Source organism: Paenibacillus dendritiformis, assembly GCF_015845845.1.
GTDB lineage: Bacteria > Bacillota > Bacilli > Paenibacillales > Paenibacillaceae > Paenibacillus_B > Paenibacillus_B dendritiformis_C.
The window spans coordinates 121,663-142,104 of record NZ_LDIG01000076.1; the positions used below are offsets into that span (position 1 = coordinate 121,663).

A 20,442-nucleotide genomic window follows, 5' to 3' on the forward strand; every position below is an offset into this window, starting at 1 on the left:
TGTTGGTTTTTTCCAATCTATTCGTTAGAGTTATAGGGGTGAGCATATATCACAGAAATGACATGGGAGGATTATCATGAACTTGAAAAAAGCTATCGCCGCAACTTTGATCGCATCCGGCATGCTGGCCGCATTGACAGGCCCGATTCCTGCAGGCGCGGAGGCAGCGCAGGAGACACAGCAAGAGCAGCAATCGGACAGTAAGCAGGTTCCGATCGACAAGAAGCTGCTTCCCAAGCTGCAAAAAGCGGTAAAACAATTCGCGGGAAAAGAGATAAAGCTGCAGGATGTTGGCGAGTTTGATAATGAAGCAAGAACGGTGGTAGAAGTCAAATCTGAAGACGGAAACTATCGAGCTTACTTCGAACATAAATCAGGAAGAATATGGAGTGTAAGCGGAAATACGACAATCGATAAAATCGGCAAAAAGGATAAAGATGAAATCCTGAAAACATTGAAAGGGATGTATTCAAAGAAGACATACGCATTTGACAAAGAAGTGGTCATGTTCGCGGGCTATGATGATAAAAAAGAAAAGCTTACAGAGCATATCACATATCAGTTGAGAGGGAAAGACTTTACTGTAAGTCTGGGTAGCGATTCTGGGTGGCTGCAAAAAGAGCGTATCGATATCAATATCAAATTTGACAAGAAGGAACTTGATTCGAAATTATTGAAAACGGCGGCTGAAGCGGTGAAGACGGCTTTAGATCATGAATTCGACGTGACGGAGGCAACTCTCGTATATACCGGGGATAGAGGGAATTCATGGGTCCTTGAGGACGACAACGCTATGGTTTATGTAGAAGCAAAGACCGGAAAGGCAACCAACTTTTATCATCATGCCCGCAAACAAGTCACGACAAATAAAGTGATTACGGAAAAAGAGGCCAAAGAAAAGGTCGCTCCGATTGCCAAGAAATTATTCAATATCGACATTTCCAAATCTGAAGTGAAATGGGACAGTTTATTTAAAGATTACTGCTTCTTCATCCAAAATAAAGGCACCGTGGTGAGAGCGGCATTGGATGCCGATAAAAACGTGGTGTATCTTAAATCCGGGGACAATGCGGCTCATGGGGGAGACGGCGTTTGATATCTATTCATGCATGGAAGTGACCCTTGAAAGACAATTGGCGGCTTCCCGATAAATACCCACCAAAAAACCGGGGGCGGCGCCTCCGGTTTTTTCGTGTCAGTATTGGCGGTCGTAATCGACGAGATTGCGGGCGGGGGAGCCCGTGTCGAGGTAGGCCGCCAGATTCTCGAGGAATAACGCCGTGACTTTTTCCTTCAGACGGTCGGTATTCCCCCCGGTATGGGGCGTGATGATCACGTTATCCATCGCCCAGAGGGGATGATCTTCCGGAAGCGGTTCGGTCTCGAACACATCGAGGCCCGCGCCGGCCAGATGGCCCTTCGTCAGGGCCTGGACGAGCGCGTCGGTGCGAACCGACGCGCCGCGGCCGACGTTCACGAAGAAGGCGCCCCGCTTCATGGCGGCGAAGCGGGCTTCGTCGAACAAGCCTTCCGTCTCCGCTGTCTTCGGGAGTACGTTGACAATGATGTCGCTGGCGGCTAGCGCTTCGTCGAGACTATCCAGCGTATGGACGGCATCGACATGGTCCGCCGGGCGAGCAGTTCGGCGCACGCCGATGACGCGCATGCCGAAGGCTTGGGCCAGGCGGGCGATCTCGGCGCCGATGCTGCCGAATCCGATAACGGCCATCGTGCGGCCGTTCAGCTCGGTGAAGCGGCCTGCCTTATCCCAATGGCGGTGCGTCTGATTGCGAATCGCGCGCGGGAGCTCGCGCGTGAAGGCGAGCAGCATGGCGAACACCGTCTCGGCCATCGGGACGGGATGGACTCCGCTCGCGGTGGTCAGCATAACCTCCCGCTGCTTCAGCTTCTCGAACGGCATATAATCGGCTCCGGATGACCATAATTGGATCCAACGAAGCTTGCTTCCGGGCGCCAATCCTGTCTCCTGGGCGGCATCGCACCAGCCGAGGATCACTTCGGCATCGCGGAATTCGGCCGGATCCAGATCCTTCGGACGCCCGAAGACGATATGCCAATCCGGCGCGGCGTCCCGGATGCCGGCTTCCTGCTCAGGCGTCACTCCGTGCAGACATATCATTTTGCGCACAGCTTGTCCTCCTTTATCGCATGTCTTTTCTACAAAAGATTCCCCGCTTCGAGGCAGATTTCCTCTTTTACCCGAAATAAGCTACTATATAACTTATAACGGCTATGGAAATCATAGCAAATGCATAGTTCTACTCCATACGAGCAAGGAGGCCCGCGACATGAACATCGGAATTCTTGATCAGTCCCCTATCCTGCCAGGGGAGAATGCGACCGACGCATTCCGGCATACGCTGGAGCTGGCCGCGCATGCTGATCGGCTCGGCTTCAGCCGGTATTGGGTATCGGAGCACCACGATGCGGCCGGGCTAGCCGGTTCCTCGCCGGAAGTGCTCATCGCCTCGATTGCGGCCCGGACGAAGCGGATTCGGGTCGGCTCCGGCGGCGTGCTGCTTCCGCATTACAGTCCGTACAAGGTGGCGGAAAATTTCCACGTGCTGGCATCGCTCTATCCCGGGCGGATTGATCTCGGCATCGGGCGCGCTCCGGGGGGAATGCCGCTCGCGACGCGGGCCCTCCGCTATGGACGGCCTGCCGATTATGAGACCACCTTCGACAGGGCGCTTTCGGATCTGGGCGGCTTTCTGAAGCATGACCTTCCTGCAGAGCATCCGCTCCACGGTCTGAAGGCGACGCCGATCCCCGAGCAGCCGCCGGAAGTATGGCTGCTCGGCTCGAGCGGTTACAGCGGAAGGAAGGCGGCGGAGACGGGGGCTTCATTCTCGTTCGCCCACTTCATTAACGGGGAAGGCGGAGAAGAGGTCGTCCGCGCTTATTATGATGCGTTCCGTCCCGGGCCGCTTGGCGACAAGCCGCGAGCGAACGCCTGCATCATCGTCATCTGCGCCGATACGGACGAGGAGGCGGAGAGGCTGGCATCCTCCGTCGATTTGCGGCTCCTGCTGCTCGACCGGGGGGATTCGAGGGCGGCGTTCGTTTCTCCGGAGGAAGCGGCAGACTTTCCCTACACGGAGTGGGATCGCGAGCGCATCCGGTACAATCGCGGCCGGATGATTGTCGGCGGACCGCATAAGGTGAAGCGGGACTTGGAGGCATTTGCGAAGCGGTACGGCATTGACGAGGTGATCGCGATGACGGTGACGTATGACTTCGCGGCGCGGCTCCGATCGTACGAACTGATCGGGGAGATGTTCTGACGCGCATAGGGAACAAGCCGGTTCGCATCGGGCGGCCGGCTGTTCGAGCTGCCTATCCGCCGAAGGCTTGGCGGAAGCAGGCGGAGAGCTTATTCGGATCGACCTCCCATAGGGCGGCGAGTTCCTCGCATACGGCTTCGTCCCACCAGTCTGACAGCTTCTTGCGGTTGGCGTGATTCTCGTGAATCCATATCAGATTGCCGATCACTTTGCGGTAATAGAGCTCTTCGCCTTCCTTCCGTTTGTCTTCGGGAATCCAGACATTCATGCGCTTGATCGTGCGGTACAGCTCATTGCTGCAAGCCCGGCGGATGCCCCGGGCGGTAGGCAGGGCAGCGGTGTGGCGCTGTCTCGGTGTCTTCATGGCCGTTGGCCCCTTTCCAGCAGGTTTGTGTTATACCATATGCAGGTTGGGGGCCCGCTGCCAGAGCGACCTCGGCTAATCGACCACGATGTACCCGATCATCGGACCATTGCTGGCCGCATCGGCATGCGTCGTGCAGACGATCCGGTAAATCCCTTCCTTCGCGGTGAAGCGGATGATCGTTTCCTTGTTTTTTTCGATGGTGCCGGAGATATCGAGCCCTTCAATCACGAAATCATGGCGGTGTCCGTTCACGCCCCGGATGCGCAGCTCGACGCGCTCGCCTTCGTTCGCGTTCACCGTGCCGGGGGCGAATTGATACGCTTCGATCTCGGTTCCGTCCTCAAGGGTGGACTTGAATTCGCCCGTCACCATGTGCAGGATGCGGGTCTCTTGAGGGGCGGCTTGCGCAGCCTGCTCCATCCGCATCGATTCGTACCGCCAGAAGGCGGCGCCGACCATGATGGCGGCGATAGCGATCAAGCCGATGCGCCATTGCTTGGGGGTAATGACCCAGAAATTAGCCATAGATGTGAACCTCCTCGACATGTATTCGGAAAGCTTGGAGTTCAGGAGCTTTTTGTAAGGGAGCGAAAATGGCCATGCAGTCCAGCTAGTCCATATGTATGCCGGAGAGGGCGGTAACATGAGCCCTGCCGGTCGATTGCGTTAGAGTCATGTCCCATCGTAAAATAGAATAGACTGGTAGCAAAAAGAGGAGATGGGACATGGAATTTGTGCATCAAATTGTGACTACGCTCTTGCATTGGGTGCAGCAATTGGGAGAATGGGGAATCATGCTTGGCTTGATGATAGAGGTGATTCCGAGCGAGATTGTGCTGGCCTACGGAGGTTTTCTCGTCTCGATTCAAGAGATTACCTTTGCGGAAGCGGTCATCTTCGGCGTTATCGGCGGGGTTATCGCCCAACTGTTCGTCTATTGGATCGGCCGATACGGGGGGAGACCTGTGCTCGAGCGGTACGGCAAATATATTTTGATTCAGCCGCATCATATTGCGAAATCGGAAGAATGGTTCCAGAAATATGGGACAGGCGTTATTTTTACGGCCCGCTTCGTACCGGTTGTACGGCATGCCATCTCCATACCGGCGGGCATTTCCAAAATGAATGTGTGGCGATTCACGCTCCTGACGACGCTGGCGGTCATCCCGTGGACGATACTGTTTGTCTATCTGGGCTTTGTGCTGGGCGACAAATGGGAGCAGATTGACGACGTGGCCGGCAAATGGGTCAAGCCGTTTATTCTCGTTGCCCTGGCGCTGTTAATCGTGTATGTTGTGGTTAAATATACGTATTCCAAAAAGAAAGCGGGGAAATGAAGATGGCCAAGAGCGTAGCCGGCGTAATGGGAAAAGGAATTCGCCCCCAAGCCTTTGTGGACGGGATGCAAAAGAACAAGGAGACCTTCGTCTCCTGGTATGACCAATTTGCATGGGCGGATGAAGAAGATAAAGCTTTCTTCGAGTCGCTGCAATACCGCGACGACCTGCGCTGTCTTATCCTGGCGGCGGATTGGTGCGGCGATGTCGTCCGCAACGTGCCGGTCGTCTTCCGTGCGATGGAAGCGGCGCAGATCGAGACGGAAGTGCTTATTATGGAGCAATTCCCGGAGACGATGGACCAGTTCCTGACGATGGGCGGCCGTTCGGTGCCGGTTGTCATCTTCGCCGATACCGGCGGACATGTTCTCGGCCAGTGGGGCCCGCGCCCGAGCGATGTACAGGCGCATATGATCCGCTTCAAGCAGGAGAATCCGGATCGGGAAGCGCCGGACTATCAAGACAAATTGAAAGTGGTAAGACAGCAAATGATGGAAACGTATGGCGAAGGCACGGGATACCAGACGCGCATCGTGCGCGAGCTCAAAGAGCTGCTGTCTTCCTTTTGACATCAAGCAAAGTTCGACAAGTCAACCATTCAAAAAGGGTAAACCTATGTTTGCGGTCGACTTCGCGAACAACATTAACAAAAGGCGGTGTTCTTCTATGTTCCGCATTCAAAGCTATACACTCGGCCCGGTTCAGACCAATGCCTATGTGCTGATCAATGAAGAGACGAAGGAAGCGGCCCTCATTGATCCCGGCATGAATCCGGAGCCGCTGCTGCAGGGCCTTCAAGGGTTGAAGGTATCGGCCGTCCTGCTGACGCATGCGCATTTCGATCATATCGGCGGGGTTGACGCCGTGCGTGAAGCGCACGGATGCCCGGTCTATATTCATGAGCGGGAAGCGGACTGGCTTACGACGCCCGAGCTGAACGGTTCGAAGATGTGGCCCCAAGTCTGCGCGCCGATGGCGATGAAGCCTGCCGAGCATCTGCTGCAGGACGGACAGACGCTGGAGCTGATCGGCCACACGTTCCAGGTCATGCATACGCCGGGCCACTCTCCCGGCAGCGTCAGCTTCCTCCACGAGAAGCACTTGTTCTCGGGCGACGTTCTTTTCCGCACGTCAGTGGGACGAACGGATCTCCGGGACGGGGATATGAACGTGCTGCTCCAATCGATTCACGGCAAGCTGTTCCCGTTGGGGGATGACGTTACCGTCTACCCGGGGCATGGTCCCGTGACCACAATCGGGTATGAGAAGGAGCATAATCCTTTTGTATAACTCAGGAAATGCTGGGCGAGGCGGCTTGACGGACGGGATCAGGCCGTCTTCCTTATTAGCGCTATCGGTCCGTTGGCGCTGATTTTGGGTTCGTGGTATGATGAGCTTAATTGAGGAACGGATGCGCATTCTGCGGGGGAATGAGGCTGGCCCTGGGGCGGGAGCATGGATTGATTTCGTGTTTGCGGGGCTGCACGCACAGGAGCGAGGAAGGATAGGAGGCAAAGCGGGCGCGTAAACCGGGTGGGTTTGCGCTTTTTGCGTCCTCCGCGGAGCATTCGCGCAAGGCGGGAGCCTCTGTGGGAACGGGGCTTCAGTAAGCAGGAAGGGAGCAAGATCGATGGAAGGCGTATTGAAGCGAGAAATCGAAGGACGAATTGCCCGGCTGCAGGCAGCGATGAAGGAACGAACCATGGACGGCTGTCTGATTACGCAAAATGTCGGGCTTTATTATTTTACCGGATCGATGCAGACAGGGTATCTGTTCGTGCCGAAGCAGGGCGAGCCTGTCTACTTCGTCAAGCGCAGCCTGGAGCGCGCGCGGCATGAATCCGAGGTGGCGGTCGAGCCGCTCGGCTCCTTCCGCGCTTTCGGCGCGCTGCTGCAGGAGCGCTTCCCGGAAGTGTTCGGGTCCGGACGCCCGGTCATTGCCACGGAATATGACGTGCTTCCGGTGCAGTTGTTCGAGCGTCTCCGTTCCGTGCTGCCGGATGCGGCATGGACCGACGGCTCCGCGATGCTGCGCGGGCTGCGGATGGTCAAATCGCCGTGGGAGATCGACCGCATCCGCACGGCCGCCCGCGCGGCGCATCATGCGCTCGAGCAAGCGGCCGCTTACGTTCGTCCCGGCATGATGGAGCTCCAGCTCATCGCCCATATCGAGCATGTATTCCGCATGCAGGGCCATGTCGGTTTCATCCGGATGCGCGGGTACAACCAAGAGATTATTACCGGGATGGTCGCCTCGGGCGAGGCGGGGGCGGAGCCGACGTACTTCGACGGTCCGGCCGGCGGACGCGGCCTGACCCCGGCCAGCCCCCAAGGCTCCAGCCGGAAGGTCATTGCGGAGAATGAACCGATTCTCGTCGATATCGGATGCTGCATCGACGGCTATGTTATCGACCAGACCCGAACGCTGGTCATTGGCGGGCTCGATGAGGAGCTTGAACGGGCCTACGAATCGTCCGAGGCCATCCTGCGGGCCGCCGAAGCGAGCCTGAAGCCGGGGGCGGTGTGCGAGACGCTGTATGCCGGCGCGTTGAAGCTGGCGGAACAGCATGGCTTGGCGGGGCACTTCATGGGCTTCGGGAGCGATCAGGTCAGCTTCCTCGGCCATGGCATCGGCATGGAGATGGATGAATGGCCCGTGCTGGCGCGCGGCTTCACGATGCCGCTTGAACCCGGCATGGTCATCGCGATCGAGCCGAAATTCACGTTCCCAGGCCGAGGCGTCGTCGGCATCGAGAACACGTATCTGATTACGGACGACGGGTTCGAGAAGCTGACCACTCCGCCGGAAGGCGTATGGCGGATTCCGGCGCCGTAATCGGAGGCCGGAATCCGGGGGTGACGGAACCCGCCAGGGAGCGCTTCCGTCGATTTCCTGAGAATGCATGTTGACATTTGCTTGGAAGTCACATATTTTATTTTTGAAAAGGCAGCGTCTTTTTTGCGGGAACAAGCATACATTTACAGCAATCATAAATTTTAGTACGATAGAGGAAACAGCATATGGATGGGAGGCATGGACAATGCTGCATTTGGGAGAGAAAGTAGTCATTGTTGCCGACCGCTTCGAACAACATTTGCCTATCGGGGAATATGGCTATATCATTGCCTATGACCGCAATGCGGATAACGCATTCGATTACGTCATCCGGGTGCCGAGAGCAAACCGCAACTTCTTCGTGCCGGCGTCTGACGTCGAGCAGGAAGGCCTGCTCCTGCAGCAGGAAGCGGACCGCATCGAACGGGAAGCGCTTATCGACTATGCACTGGCTACTCACAATGAGTCTCTGTTCCGCCGGATCATGAACGGAGATGCGGAAGAAGACCAGAAGGAAGAGAACGAGCAGGAAGAAGCGATGTCTCAGGAAGAGTTCATCCGCCAAGTCAACCTGCGCGCATGGATATAAGAAAGAGCACCGGTGTGCGTTACAGGGTAACGTGCGACCGGTGCTTTTTTGAATAGCGAAGCGGACGGCAAGGGGCTGCCCGCAAGCTCATGCCGCTGCGGGGCGGCTGGGAAGAGCGGCGCTGCGCCGCATTAATGGAAGCCAGCGTTGAGTTGCCCACGCTTCTAGGCTATAATAGAGGGATGAATTTGGCCCAATTGGGACAAGGAGGAACAGGTTGCCGATGAGCATTCAGGTACAAGACGTCGAGCACGTGGCCAAGCTGGCACGGCTCAATTTAACCGATGAAGAAAAAGCGCGCTATACCGAGCAGCTGAACGCGATTCTGAAGTACGCAGAGAAGTTGAACGAGCTGGATACGGATGACGTGCCGCCGACAACGCATGTTCTGCCGATTCGCAATGTGATGCGTGACGATACCGTTCGTCCATCGCTGCCGATAGAGAAAGTCATGCTTAACGCGCCGCAGGAAGAGGACGGCCAATTCCAGGTTCCGGCGGTTCTGGAGTAAAGAGAGAGGGGGCAACCGCATTGACATTGTTGGATATGACGATATCACAGGCCAGACAAGCTTTGGCAGACCGCCAAGTATCCGCCGCCGAGCTGACGGAGGCGGCTTTTGCGCGCATCGCGCAGACCGACGGGCGGGTGCAGGCGTTCCTGACGCTGAATGAAGAAGGGGCCAAGGCGCAGGCGAAGCGCATCGATGAGCGCCGGGCCGCGGGCGAGGCGCTTCATCCGCTGGCCGGCATTCCGGCCGGCCTGAAGGATAATATCGTGAGCGAAGGGATGCGCACGACATGCGCCAGCCGCTTCCTCGAGAACTATGAGCCGGTCTATGACGGAACCGTCGCCCGCAAGCTGAAGGAAGCGGACGTCGTTACGGTCGGCAAGCTTAATATGGATGAGTTCGCCATGGGCGGCTCCAATGAGAACTCCGCTTTCCAGGTGACCCGCAATCCTTGGGATCTGGAGCGCGTCCCTGGCGGATCGAGCGGCGGCTCGGCTGCGGCGGTAGCCGCCGGCCAGGTCAGCTTCGCCCTCGGATCGGATACGGGCGGATCGATCCGCCAGCCGGCGTCCTATTGCGGCATCGTCGGGTTGAAGCCTACCTATGGCCTCGTATCGCGCTTCGGCCTCGTCGCGTTCGCATCTTCCCTCGATCAGATCGGGCCGCTGACGAACAATGTAGAGGATGCCGCGCATGTGCTGCAGGCCATCGCCGGCTACGACCCGATGGACTCGACTTCGGCGAAGGTCGACATTCCGGATTATGCGGCGGCCTTGAGCGGAGAGGCGCGCGGCCTGCGCATCGGCGTGCCGTCCGAATATATCGGGGAGGGCGTCGATCCGAAGGTGAAGGAAGCGGTGCTTGCCGCCTTGAAGGTATACGAACAATTGGGCGCAACCTGGGAAGAGGTGTCGATGCCGCATACGGATTATGCGGTGGCGACCTACTACCTGCTCGCTTCGTCCGAAGCGTCGTCCAATCTGGCCCGCTTCGACGGGGTCCGCTATGGCGTTCGCGCGGAGCAGCCGGGCAATCTGCTCGAGCTCTATCTTCAGTCGCGCAGCCAGGGCTTCGGTCCGGAAGTGAAGCGACGCATCATGCTGGGAACTTACGCGCTCAGCTCCGGCTATTATGACGCCTATTATTTGAAGGCGCAGAAGGTTCGCACTTTGATTCAGCGCGACTTTGAACAGGCGTTCCAAAAGTATGACATTCTGCTCGGTCCGACGGCGCCGACGACGGCCTTCCGTCTGGGCGAACAGATTGACGATCCGCTTCAAATGTACTTGAATGATATTTTGACGATTCCAGTCAGCTTGGCGGGCGTGCCGGCGATCAGCATTCCATGCGGATTGGCGGATGGCATGCCGGTAGGGCTGCAGCTGATCGGACGGGCATTCGATGAGGCGACCGTGCTGCGCGCGGCGCATGCGTTCGAGCAGAACACCGATCATCACAAGCTGCGTCCGCAGTTGTCATAGAGGAGGCTTACGACATGCCAAGTGCTAGATATGAGACGGTAATCGGACTGGAAGTTCACGTTGAGCTTCGCACCGAATCGAAAATATTTTGCGGCTGCTCCACCGCCTTCGGCGCGCCGCCGAACACGCATACCTGCCCGATCTGTCTCGGGCATCCGGGCGTGCTGCCGGTGCTGAACCGCCAGGCGGTCGAATATGCGATGAAGGCCGCCATGGCGCTGAACTGCGAGATTGCGTCCGTGAGCAAATTCGATCGCAAAAACTATTTCTACCCTGACTCGCCGAAGGCTTACCAGATTTCGCAGTATGATCAGCCGATCGGGCAGAACGGCTGGATCGACATCGAAGTCGGCGGCGAGACGAAGCGTATCCGCATCAATCGTCTGCATCTGGAAGAGGATGCGGGCAAGCTGACGCACGTCGATGGCGGCTATGCTTCGCTGGTCGATTTCAACCGGGTAGGCACCCCGCTGGTCGAGATCGTGTCGGAGGCGGATCTGCGTTCCCCGGAAGAAGCCAAGGCTTATTTGGAAAAATTAAAGGCCATTATGCAATATTGCGAAGTATCCGACGTCAAGATGGAGGAAGGCTCGCTCCGCTGCGACGCCAATATCAGCCTTCGCCCGTACGGGCAGAAGGAATTCGGCACGAAGGCCGAGCTGAAGAACATGAACTCCTTCCGCGGCGTGCAGCGCGGCCTTGAGTATGAAGAGGAGCGCCAAGCCGATATTCTGGACGAGGGCGGCCAGGTGGTGCAGGAGACGCGCCGGTGGGATGAAGCGCAGGGACGGACGCTGTCGATGCGCAGCAAGGAAGAGGCGCATGACTACCGCTACTTCCCGGATCCGGACCTCGTTACCATCGTCATTGACGATGAATGGAAGGAGCGTATCCGCGCCACGATTCCGGAGCTGCCGGATGCCCGCAAGGCCCGGTATGCCGCCGATTACGGCTTGTCCGGATACGATGCCGAGGTCATCACCTCCTCCAAAAAGCTGGCCGATCTGTTCGAGGACAGCCTTCCGTATACGAAGGATGCCAAGGCGGTGGCGAACTGGATTATGGGGGATCTGCTCGGCTATCTGAATGCGGGCGGTCTTGAGATCGAAGACGTCAAGCTGGACGGGCAAGGGCTCGGGGAAATGATCGGGCTGATCGAGAAGGGCACCATCAGCACGAAAATCGCAAAAACGGTCTTCAAGGAAATGCTCGAATCCGGCAAGCGGCCGCAAACAATCGTCGAGGAGCAGGGACTGGTCCAAATCAGCGACGAAGGCGCCATTTTGGCCGTCGTGCAGCAAATCATCGCGTCCAATCCTCAATCGGTCGAGGACTATAAGGCCGGCAAGCAAAAAGCGATCGGCTTCCTCGTCGGCCAGGTGATGAAGGAGACGAAGGGCAAAGCGAATCCGGGGCTCGTCAATCAGTTGCTGGTCCAATGCCTGAACAGCCAATGATACTCGGTACGATATAGCAGTCCGCAAGGCGGAGCATGCGTTGGAGTTTTTTCATCGATTCAAATGGAGGAACTTGGCGCATACTTCGCCTTTTTTTGCTTACAGATAAATAGAGCAATCCCAATTACGGTCTGTGGGGGGATGATTGTGCTTCGTCAACTGGACATGAATGATAATGAGACCCTTGAGCAATTATGGTATTTGCAGCAGAGCGCTTACCGCATCGAAGCGGATCTTCTCGGTTTTGACCGGATTCCTCCCTTGATGGATACGATCGACGATCTACGGCAGTGCAAGGAAATCTTTTACGGCTGGTGGGATGATGCCGAACTGGTCGGAGCCATCTCGTATGAGGTGCCGGAACCGGAGGTTATCGATATTTGCCGGCTGATGGTACATCCCCGTTCTTTCCGCCAAGGCATCGGATCCCGTCTGCTGGAGCATGTCCTGCAGATTCCGGGCTTTCCCGTTCACCGCATTGCAACGGGGGCGCGCAATACTCCCGCCTTGCGGTTATACGAGCGAGCGGGCTTCCAATTTCGGCACGAAGAAGAAATCGCACCCGGGGTATATCTTCGTCATCTGGAACGGGTGTCGAAGGAGGACGGTTCGGGATGGGAGAAATAATCGACGCTTCGAATCCGTGGGTCATTGACAATGTTTCGCTGATGATGCGCTTGTTCCTGGCGATGCTGCTGGGCGGCTTGGTCGGATTGGAACGGGAGCAGGCGAATCACCCTGCGGGCTTGCGCACCCATATTCTCGTATGTCTCGGCTCGGCCTTGATTATGCTGTTGTCCATTTATGGCTTTGCTCAATTCGTCTATGAAGGCAATGTAAGGGTCGACCCGGCCCGTCTCGCGACGGCGGTCATTACGGGCATCGGCTTTCTTGGAGCGGGAACGATCATTTTTACGGGCAAATCCATCGCCGGTCTGACGACGGCCGCCTCCTTATGGGTCGTTGCTTCAATCGGTCTTGCCGTGGGGGCCGGATTTTATTTCGCCGCCGTGGCGGCCACGGTGCTCGTCATCGTCAATCTGTTTGTCTTCAACAAGATTGAGCAGCGGTACTTCACAAGCAAGAAAACCTATGTTCTTACGCTGGAGACGGATGGAGCTTCCCATTTTCTTCATCAGCTCCACGAATTTTTGAACGAACAGCAGATCCAGGTGAAAAAAGTGACGACGCAGCGCTTGCTCAATCGTCCTTACGAGGGTCCGGACGTCAAGCATACCGAAGTTCAAGCTGTTCTTATTGTACCCCGTCAGTTCGAAATATTCGCATTCACGACCCAAGTCGAGCAAATGTCCGGCGTGCGTTCCGTAACGGTTGAATAGCGCTCCCCCGGCAATCGGCGCAATCGAGACTAGACTAAAGTCGGTGAAACCTTCCTGGACCCGGGAAGGTTTCTTTCGTTTCCCCGTCCGCCTTACAATAAAGGCAGAATATTGGAGAGGCGGTCCGACAGGCTGCCTTCGTGGAGAAACGGAAAGGAAGTCGGCTAACGTGGAACGTGAATTGCGGAATCAATCAGATGAACAGCTCGTTCAGCTTATTTTGAGCGGCAATGAAGAGGGGATGCGCATTTTGGTGGAAAGACACCGCCCCTTTGTGTTAACTTGTATTTGTCAAACGGTTCAGGACCGGCATCTGGCGGAGGACATCGCGCAAGAAGTCTTCGTCAAAGTGTACCGCCGGCTTCATACGTTCCGCGGGGATTCGAAATGGACGACATGGCTGTACCGGCTTACCCGGAACCAGCTTATCGATTCGCTGCGGAGACAGAGACGGGGAGCCGCCGATCGGCTGGAGCCTAACACGATCGTTCACCTTCCGCATCAGGATGAAGAAGCGATGCCTGAGGAATGGGTCATCAAGCGCGAGCGGTGCGAACAGGTGCGCCGGACGTTGGGCAGCCTTCCGGACAAGTACCGGACGGTGATGGTGCTCTATCATATGCGCCAGCGCTCCTATGCCGAGATCGCCGAGCAGCTGAAAATGCCTGTGCGGACGGTCGAGACCCGCTTGTACCGGGCCAAAGCGCTGTTCAAAAATGTATGGAACGAGTCGGTCGGAGCCGTATGATCGCAAGGGAGGAATGAATACAATGAACGATGGAGGCCGCAGAGACAAGGAACCACAGGTGGCGGAACAGCAGGAACGCCAGCGGATGGATTATATCCGCACGCCGGACTGGGACAGAGAAGAAGAGCAATTTCTCCGGCGAAGAATGGCGAATCTGGAGCATCAGCAGCGCCAGCACCATCAGCCTGGCAATTATCCGCCTTATGACGGAATGCCTCCTGTACCTCCCGTATATGGTACCCAGCGCAAGAGCAAATTTTTATCGGTCTTGCTGTCTTTTATTTTTCCGGGAAGCGGCCATTTTTATTTGGGATTGATGCAGCGTGGGTTGCTTATTATGATGCTGCTCGCTCTGGATATTGTAGCGATTGTCTATTTCAGCGCTACCGATGCCCGGATTAACGTGCCGCTCATCGTGCTGCTTGCCCTGATGCTGCCCGTCATTTATTTTTTCAATCTGTTCGACGCATTGCAGAGTACGGAGCGGGTCAACCAGCAGGCGGTGTATGGATTGGGCGCCGGCAATGTAAAGCAAGGCCCTGGGCTTGGCCTGCTGCTCCTGTTCGGCGGCGTCGTTCTGCTGCTGTTCACGGTCGACCCGGCCTGGCTGCGCTGGTTTTTCAGCAATGCCGGCTCTTACGCCGGAGCGGCTGTGCTTATCGGCGGAGGGATTTTTCTGCTAATCAAGGAATCGCGCAAAAGACGCTAGCCGATCATAAGGAGTTGGGGCATACTTGATTAAGGTAGGCCGGATTACTGCAGCCTTGTTGATAATCACCGTCGGCGTGATGGTGCTCGCCGATCAATTATTCGGCCTGCGCAGCATCCGGCTTCTGCTCGTGTGGTGGCCCTGCATCTTCGTGCTGTGGGGATTGGAGATGATGGTCAGCGCCAAGCGCGGGCGAAGCCCGGACGGGAAAAGAAGCTGGAAGATCGATTGGCTCGGCATGTTCGCCGCCATCTTTTTATCCGTCGCGGTGTTCATGATTGCCCAGCCTTATCTGTTCAGGGACTGGGTGCGGAGCATTCAGTTCGATTTTTCGATGATGAAGGAAATGAAGTTTGCCGAAGGGATGAAATTCAAGCAGCCTGCCCTCAATTATTCCATCGAAGGCCACTCGATTCGTGAGCTGGTCGTTCGCAATCGCTATGGCAGTGTGTCGATACGGAGCGGGAACGTGAAGGATGTGGAGGTGGAGCCGACGGTCATCGTCAGCAGCCTGCCGAAGGAACAGGCCGAGCGGCTGGCAGACCAGTCCCGCGTAGACCTCGCGGAGTCCGCCGCAGAACATCGGCTTCGCATCGAAGGGGGGCCGGCGCGTTATGCCGCGAATGAACAGCTCGTCCGCCTCGACCTCACCATTACGATTCCGGATGAGGCGGCGTGGAATGTCCAGGTTCAACTGGACGACGGGTTGATTGATATCCGTGAGCTTCGGGGGGGCATCGCCGCCGAGACGAAAAGCGGATCGATCCATATTGCCCATATCGAGAATTCCGTTCAAGCGCGCACTTGGGACGGAGATATTGTCGTGAAGGGCATCGGACAGGATCTGAACGCGGAGACGGCGCGGGGAGATATCATCATTCATGACATCGAGGGGGATGTGTCCGCGGACACGAAGAGCGGCGATATCGATATTAGCCGCGTGGGACGCTCCGTGCAAGCGGAGACGCTGAGCGGGGACGTGCTGGCCGAATCGGAGATGGTCGGAGGACATTGGAAGCTTCTCAGCCTGGCGGGGGACATGACGATTCATCTTCCGGGTGACGCCGATGCCAAGGTTTCCGCCAGGAATACATTTGGCGATATTACTACGGATTTTCCGCTGGATATTGGCGATAATCATATGGAAGGTTCTCTGGGAAGCGGAATGCATGAAATCGTCTTGCAGACGAATGGAGACCTTCATGTTCTGCGAAGATGATCCCTGAGTTGCAGGCGTCCGAGTCAGATTAACATTGACAAATCGAAAAAGATAACCGTACAATGGACATATAGATATTATTTTCTGAGAATCGTTACAATGTAGATCAGACAACCCGAATGAATCATGAGCGTAGAAGGCGGTGGACAGGATGAAGACACGGGTTCAACATGCATTGGAACAATTGAAAATGTCCGGAGTACGCATTACGCCGCAACGCCATGCGATCTTAACCTACTTGATGGATGCGATGAACCATCCGACGGCGGATGAAATATATCGGGCGCTTGAGCCCAAGTTTCCGAGCATGAGCGTAGCCACGGTCTACAACAACTTGAAGTTGTTCATTGAAGCCGGCCTGGTTCGCGAATTGACATACGGAGACAGCTCAAGCCGGTTTGACGCCAACGTCTCCGATCATTATCATGCGATATGCGAGCAATGCGGGAAGATTGTCGATTTCACGCTGCCGGCTCTGCAATCGGTGGAGGAGACAGCCGCCGAGCGGACGGGCTTCTTCATACGGGGACACCGCATGGAAGTGTACGGCGTGTGCCAATCGTGTGCAGCCTCGGCTGACAAGAAGTAACCGGATCGTTCCGGAAGACACAGTTGAATCATACATGCGCGCAGCAGATTTTGCTTGCGCGTTTTCTTTTTACAGGGAGATGCCAGACTTGGGAGCGGGAGGAGCGACAACATGAATTACCGGGGAGAGCGCCGGGGAGGAAGAACAGCCAACGGAAGGTATGTGGATAGGCCGGGAAGCGGCCGAAAACGCAAAAAAGGCGGCTGCGGCGGGTGCCTTGTCATTATGGTGGGAGTCATTATTTTGTCCGTATGCATATGGAAAGGATGGTCGGAGTGGTGGCCTGGCCATGAACGGGCGGAATCCGATATGAGGCAAGTCGAGCAGCCCCTCACCTATAACGGAACCTGGAGCGGGTACGGCACGAGAGGACAGGGGAAAGATCTGCTTATTCCGGTGCCGGCGCTGGATGGCCTGCTGCCGGTCATCTTTGAAGAGGAGAGCGGCACTGTTATTTTGACAAGTCCAGTGATGGCTGCGTCGATGCCACTGGACCAGCGGGGCGGGACGCTGAACGGAAGTCCGAAGGAATGGCCTGCGGCTGCCGTCCGCATCGGCAATACGGTTCATGTTCCCGCATCGGTGCTGGAAGAGCTGTACGGGATTGAAGTGAAGCAGTATCCGGCGAACGGAGCGGTGCAGTTCGGAATGCCGGGCCAGACGCTTCAATCGGGCACGATCGTGAAGCTTCGCCAGCCGGAAGATACGGTTCCGATGAGGCAGCAGGCTGACAAAAAGTCGCCGATTATCGCCGATCTGAAGAGCGAGTCGCCGGTGACTATTTGGGAGGAGAGCGGAGACTGGCTTCGGGTAGAGGCGGATGACGGGACATTGGGGTATGTGGCGGCCGAGGATGTCGTGCCGGGAGACGCACATACCGTACCTCATGCGCCCGAGGCTCCGCTGCCGCGGTTCGTTAAGGAGAAGACGCCCGTGAGTCTGGCTTGGGAGGCCGTTTATTCGCGCAATCCCGACCCGTCCAAGCTGCCGAACATGCCGGGTACGAACGTCATCAGCCCAACCTGGTTCAGTCTGGAGGATGACGAAGGGAATGTTCACAGCAAGGCGGACAGAAGTCTGACCGAATGGGCGCACCGAAACGGCAAGCAGATATGGGCGCTGTACAGCAACAGCTTCGAACCGGAGCGGACGACCGAAGCCCTCTCGACCTTCGAACGGCGGAACCGTACCATCGGTCAACTGCTTGAATTGGCGGAACGTTATCAGGCGGATGGAATCAATCTGGATTTTGAAAATGTGAATGTCGAGGATCGGAATAAGCTGACCCAGTTCGTTCGGGAGCTTGTCCCCCGGCTTCATGCCAAAGGCCTGGTCGCATCCATCGATGTGACGGCGAAATCGGAGAGCGGCAGATGGTCGCAATTCCTGGACCGGGAAGCTCTTGGCCAACTTGTCGACTTTATGATGGTCATGGCATATGACGAGCATTGGGCAGCAAGTCCTGTCGCCGGTTCCGTCGCATCCCTGCCTTGGGCTGAGCAAGCGGTGACGCGAATAATGAATGAAGATAATGTGCCGGCGCATAAGCTGGTGCTCGGCATGCCGCTCTATACCCGTATCTGGACCGAAGAAGTGCAGGATGGGGAGACGAAGGTGAGCTCCAAGGCCTTGGGCATGCAATCGATTCAAGATATATTGGCAGAAAAGAAGCTGAAGCCGGAATTTGATGAATCAGCGGGGCAGCATTACGTGGAGTACAAGGAAGAAGGGAACTTGCAGCGGATTTGGATTGAGGACGAGCGTTCGGTTCGGGCACGGATTGAGCTGGCCGATCGGCTTGGCCTTGGAGGTATCGCCGTCTGGGCCCGCACGTTCGCGAGTGATGATATATGGGATGTGCTGCGTTTTCCGCCCGCCACTTAATATGTAAGAAGAAAAGCCGCATTCCCCGGTAAGGGAAGCGGCTTTTTCTTATGTACTCGTCAAGACTTCGGCGCGGACGCTGCCGGCTGGCCCGATTCGGACGGAGCTTCTTCGGACAGTCCTGCAGTGGCTTTGGCCGGATCGAAGGTCAGGATAGTCCGGCAGAACATGCAGCGGTCGGTCTTGCCGATCATTTTCGTCGGCTTGCCGCATTCCGGACATTCCAGCGCGACGACACTTGTCGAGAGCATGCCGGCCCAAAAATAAATGCCCATGCTTCCCAATAGAAGAATGCCGCCGAGCACCATGAAGACCGCAGCGAACGGTCGGCCCTGCACGCCCCACATCAATATGCCGGAGGTGCCCAAGATCATCATACCCATGCCTGCTAAAATAAGGACGAGCCCCCACAACCGAAATTCGCTAAGCTTGCTTGTCTTAAATAGCCGAGTGTTCATCATGAGCCTCCCATTACATGTATTGAAAATGTTTTGCGATATAGAAGGAAAGAGAGAATCTATGTAGAATTATAAACATGAATCAAGACAAAAGAAAGCTGAATGGCAAGAAAGTCGAAAAAGCGTGGGATTCATATGAAGCAAGCAATTGACAATGTCAAGTTGGAGCAATGGATGAACGAACCGCACATTCAAGGCGTTCTTCAGTTGATCCCTGACACGAGGAAGCTGGCAGTACAGGAATACAACAGGTGTGATCGCCTGTATATCGTTATCGATGAACAGTGTCCGTCTTCTCCCTTCCACACACAGACGGAGCAGGACTGCTCCATCACGCAGTGGATATTCATCCGCCCGGATCAGTGGAGAGCATGGAGCACATCAATGGAGGGTCTGCCTATGATGTCTTCCTTTGGACGAACAGAAATTATCGCCGATCGCAGCGGTATGCTGGCGGAATGGCAGCAGCGCCATCATGCGGGCGGCAAGGAATTCTTTCAATCGGAATATATGAAGATGTATGCGATGTTCCTGGACTGCTATTCCCAGGCCAAGCAATTCGCAGGCGCAGGACATATGCTGGATGCTTATCGCTTCGTGGATCAAGCGTTCTATTATTGGGCGCGCATTGCCGTGATGGAACAGAAGGAAATGCCGTCGCCGTCTCTATGGCAGCAGGTCAAGCTATTGAATCTGGGCGTCTATAAGATGTATGAGGAATTTACGACAAGCACGGAGACTCTGGCTCAGCGAATCGAGCTGGCGCTTCTGGCCTGCGAATTTTCTCTCTCTACCAAGAGCGCGGAATGCTGTCTTCCGTTATTGGAATGGATTAAGGAGCACGGCGCGCCGGTCGTAATCACGGACGTGCTGCAGCATGCCGAATTCAGGGCCCTGACCGAATATTTGCCAATGCTGTTGAAGAAGCTCGCTTATCGGGGATACTTGCGCGAGAAGCTGGTTGATCATCCATCTCCTTATGGGGAGCTGGGGAGAACACCGGCTTATGAATGGGCGGGTTAACCATACATGAATCAGTCTGCCGTATCCAATTCGGATGCGGCGATTTTTTTGAAAAAAGGGATTGACTTCACCAGAATGGATATGATACATTAGTATTCGCCCTTCTGAAAGAGGCAAGTGTGGAACTAACCGTTCGAAAGTAACTTAAAAAAAGTTGAAAAAACACTTGACTTAAAACAGGGCGGTATGATATATTATAAGAGTCGCCGCTGAACACAGCGAAGAGATGAAGCGGAGGGCTGAGGCGCGGATAGCGCAGCGGCTGATAAGCTTCCGAAATTGATTGTTCTTTGAAAACTGAACAACGAGTGATGTTTGTGCAAGAGGTCAAATGACCTCGTCAGCAATACATGAGCAAGTCAAACTTAACTTTTATGGAGAGTTTGATCCTGGCTCAGGACGAACGCTGGCGGCGTGCCTAATACATGCAAGTCGAGCGGAGCGGATGGAGTGCTTGCACTCCTGATGCTTAGCGGCGGACGGGTGAGTAATACGTAGGTAACCTGCCCTTAAGACCGGGATAACTCACGGAAACGTGGGCTAATACCGGATAGGCGATTTCCTCGCATGAGGGAGTCGGGAAAGGCGG

General features: G+C 56.0%; 22 protein-coding genes and 1 rRNA gene. 19 read left to right on the forward strand and 4 right to left on the reverse strand.

What is annotated here, in order from left to right; translation table 11 throughout:
* The first annotated feature begins 76 nt into the window (after positions 1–76).
* Positions 77–1,096 (forward strand): hypothetical protein, encoded by a 1,020-nt coding sequence (locus tag ABD76_RS05340; protein WP_197254842.1) that lies wholly within the window; start codon positions 77–79, stop codon positions 1,094–1,096.
* Positions 1,097–1,195: 99 nt separating this feature from the next.
* Here the strand turns inward: ABD76_RS05340 and ABD76_RS05345 are convergent, their stop codons facing one another.
* On the reverse strand, positions 1,196–2,140 hold the full coding sequence (locus ABD76_RS05345) for a D-2-hydroxyacid dehydrogenase (protein ID WP_197254906.1): 945 nt from the start codon (positions 2,138–2,140) through the stop codon (positions 1,196–1,198).
* Positions 2,141–2,309: 169 nt separating this feature from the next.
* Between ABD76_RS05345 and ABD76_RS05350 the strand changes: the two genes are divergently transcribed.
* A complete protein-coding gene (locus ABD76_RS05350) occupies positions 2,310–3,305 on the forward strand; it encodes an LLM class flavin-dependent oxidoreductase (protein ID WP_197254843.1) in 996 nt (331 codons plus the stop codon).
* Positions 3,306–3,357: 52 nt separating this feature from the next.
* Here ABD76_RS05350 and ABD76_RS05355 read toward each other — a convergent pair whose 3' ends face one another.
* Both ABD76_RS05355 and ABD76_RS05360 read right to left on the reverse strand, forming a co-directional pair.
* Positions 3,358–3,669: a dehydrogenase gene (locus ABD76_RS05355; protein WP_197254844.1), complete on the reverse strand. Its 312-nt coding sequence runs from the start codon at positions 3,667–3,669 to the stop codon at positions 3,358–3,360.
* A gap of 75 nt (positions 3,670–3,744) precedes the next feature.
* Positions 3,745–4,197: a cupredoxin domain-containing protein gene (locus tag ABD76_RS05360; RefSeq protein WP_197254846.1), complete on the reverse strand. Its 453-nt coding sequence runs from the start codon at positions 4,195–4,197 to the stop codon at positions 3,745–3,747.
* 200 nt (positions 4,198–4,397) lie between these two features.
* Here ABD76_RS05360 and uptA point away from each other — a divergent pair, with 200 nt between their 5' ends.
* From uptA to ABD76_RS05435, 15 genes are all read left to right on the forward strand, one after another.
* Complete coding sequence (uptA, locus tag ABD76_RS05365) at positions 4,398–5,009, forward strand: undecaprenyl phosphate transporter UptA (protein WP_197254848.1); 612 nt, start codon at positions 4,398–4,400, stop codon at positions 5,007–5,009.
* 2 nt (positions 5,010–5,011) lie between these two features.
* A complete protein-coding gene (locus ABD76_RS05370; protein ID WP_197254908.1) occupies positions 5,012–5,578 on the forward strand; it encodes a thioredoxin family protein in 567 nt (188 codons plus the stop codon).
* Positions 5,579–5,675: 97 nt separating this feature from the next.
* Positions 5,676–6,299 carry an MBL fold metallo-hydrolase gene (locus tag ABD76_RS05375; protein WP_197254851.1) on the forward strand — a complete coding sequence of 208 codons (624 nt, stop codon included), beginning with the start codon at positions 5,676–5,678 and terminating at the stop codon, positions 6,297–6,299.
* Between the two features lie 340 nt (positions 6,300–6,639).
* A complete protein-coding gene (locus ABD76_RS05380; RefSeq protein WP_197254853.1) occupies positions 6,640–7,845 on the forward strand; it encodes a M24 family metallopeptidase in 1,206 nt (401 codons plus the stop codon).
* Positions 7,846–8,050: 205 nt separating this feature from the next.
* On the forward strand, positions 8,051–8,434 hold the full coding sequence (locus ABD76_RS05385) for an ATPase (protein ID WP_168181601.1): 384 nt from the start codon (positions 8,051–8,053) through the stop codon (positions 8,432–8,434).
* A gap of 223 nt (positions 8,435–8,657) precedes the next feature.
* Positions 8,658–8,945 carry an Asp-tRNA(Asn)/Glu-tRNA(Gln) amidotransferase subunit GatC gene (gatC, locus tag ABD76_RS05390; protein WP_006677117.1) on the forward strand — a complete coding sequence of 96 codons (288 nt, stop codon included), beginning with the start codon at positions 8,658–8,660 and terminating at the stop codon, positions 8,943–8,945.
* A 20-nt stretch (positions 8,946–8,965) separates the two neighbouring features.
* On the forward strand, positions 8,966–10,426 hold the full coding sequence (gatA, locus tag ABD76_RS05395; RefSeq protein WP_197254855.1) for an Asp-tRNA(Asn)/Glu-tRNA(Gln) amidotransferase subunit GatA: 1,461 nt from the start codon (positions 8,966–8,968) through the stop codon (positions 10,424–10,426).
* Between the two features lie 14 nt (positions 10,427–10,440).
* Entirely contained in the window at positions 10,441–11,883 is a 1,443-nt protein-coding gene (gatB, locus tag ABD76_RS05400) for an Asp-tRNA(Asn)/Glu-tRNA(Gln) amidotransferase subunit GatB (protein ID WP_197254857.1), read from the forward strand.
* Between the two features lie 141 nt (positions 11,884–12,024).
* Positions 12,025–12,510 (forward strand): GNAT family N-acetyltransferase, encoded by a 486-nt coding sequence (locus ABD76_RS05405; protein WP_197254859.1) that lies wholly within the window; start codon positions 12,025–12,027, stop codon positions 12,508–12,510.
* On the forward strand, positions 12,498–13,223 hold the full coding sequence (locus tag ABD76_RS05410; RefSeq protein WP_197254861.1) for an MgtC/SapB family protein: 726 nt from the start codon (positions 12,498–12,500) through the stop codon (positions 13,221–13,223). Before ABD76_RS05405 ends, ABD76_RS05410 begins: the two co-directional genes overlap by 13 nt.
* A 169-nt stretch (positions 13,224–13,392) precedes the next feature.
* A complete protein-coding gene (locus ABD76_RS05415) occupies positions 13,393–13,971 on the forward strand; it encodes a sigma-70 family RNA polymerase sigma factor (RefSeq protein ID WP_197254863.1) in 579 nt (192 codons plus the stop codon).
* A gap of 22 nt (positions 13,972–13,993) precedes the next feature.
* Complete coding sequence (locus ABD76_RS05420; RefSeq protein WP_197254866.1) at positions 13,994–14,680, forward strand: hypothetical protein; 687 nt, start codon at positions 13,994–13,996, stop codon at positions 14,678–14,680.
* Positions 14,681–14,705: 25 nt separating this feature from the next.
* Complete coding sequence (locus tag ABD76_RS05425) at positions 14,706–15,899, forward strand: DUF4097 family beta strand repeat-containing protein (RefSeq protein ID WP_197254868.1); 1,194 nt, start codon at positions 14,706–14,708, stop codon at positions 15,897–15,899.
* Between the two features lie 151 nt (positions 15,900–16,050).
* Positions 16,051–16,488, forward strand: coding sequence for a peroxide-responsive transcriptional repressor PerR (gene perR / locus ABD76_RS05430; RefSeq protein ID WP_197254876.1), 438 nt, complete (start codon positions 16,051–16,053; stop codon positions 16,486–16,488).
* Positions 16,489–16,599: 111 nt separating this feature from the next.
* Entirely contained in the window at positions 16,600–18,372 is a 1,773-nt protein-coding gene (locus ABD76_RS05435) for a glycosyl hydrolase family 18 protein (protein WP_197254878.1), read from the forward strand.
* 59 nt (positions 18,373–18,431) lie between these two features.
* Here ABD76_RS05435 and ABD76_RS05440 read toward each other — a convergent pair whose 3' ends face one another.
* Positions 18,432–18,830: a DUF2614 family zinc ribbon-containing protein gene (locus ABD76_RS05440; RefSeq protein ID WP_197254880.1), complete on the reverse strand. Its 399-nt coding sequence runs from the start codon at positions 18,828–18,830 to the stop codon at positions 18,432–18,434.
* Between the two features lie 135 nt (positions 18,831–18,965).
* Here ABD76_RS05440 and ABD76_RS05445 point away from each other — a divergent pair, with 135 nt between their 5' ends.
* Complete coding sequence (locus tag ABD76_RS05445) at positions 18,966–19,853, forward strand: hypothetical protein (protein ID WP_197254883.1); 888 nt, start codon at positions 18,966–18,968, stop codon at positions 19,851–19,853.
* 371 nt (positions 19,854–20,224) lie between these two features.
* Positions 20,225–20,442: ribosomal RNA gene (locus ABD76_RS05450) — 16S ribosomal RNA — on the forward strand; the annotation flags it as partial.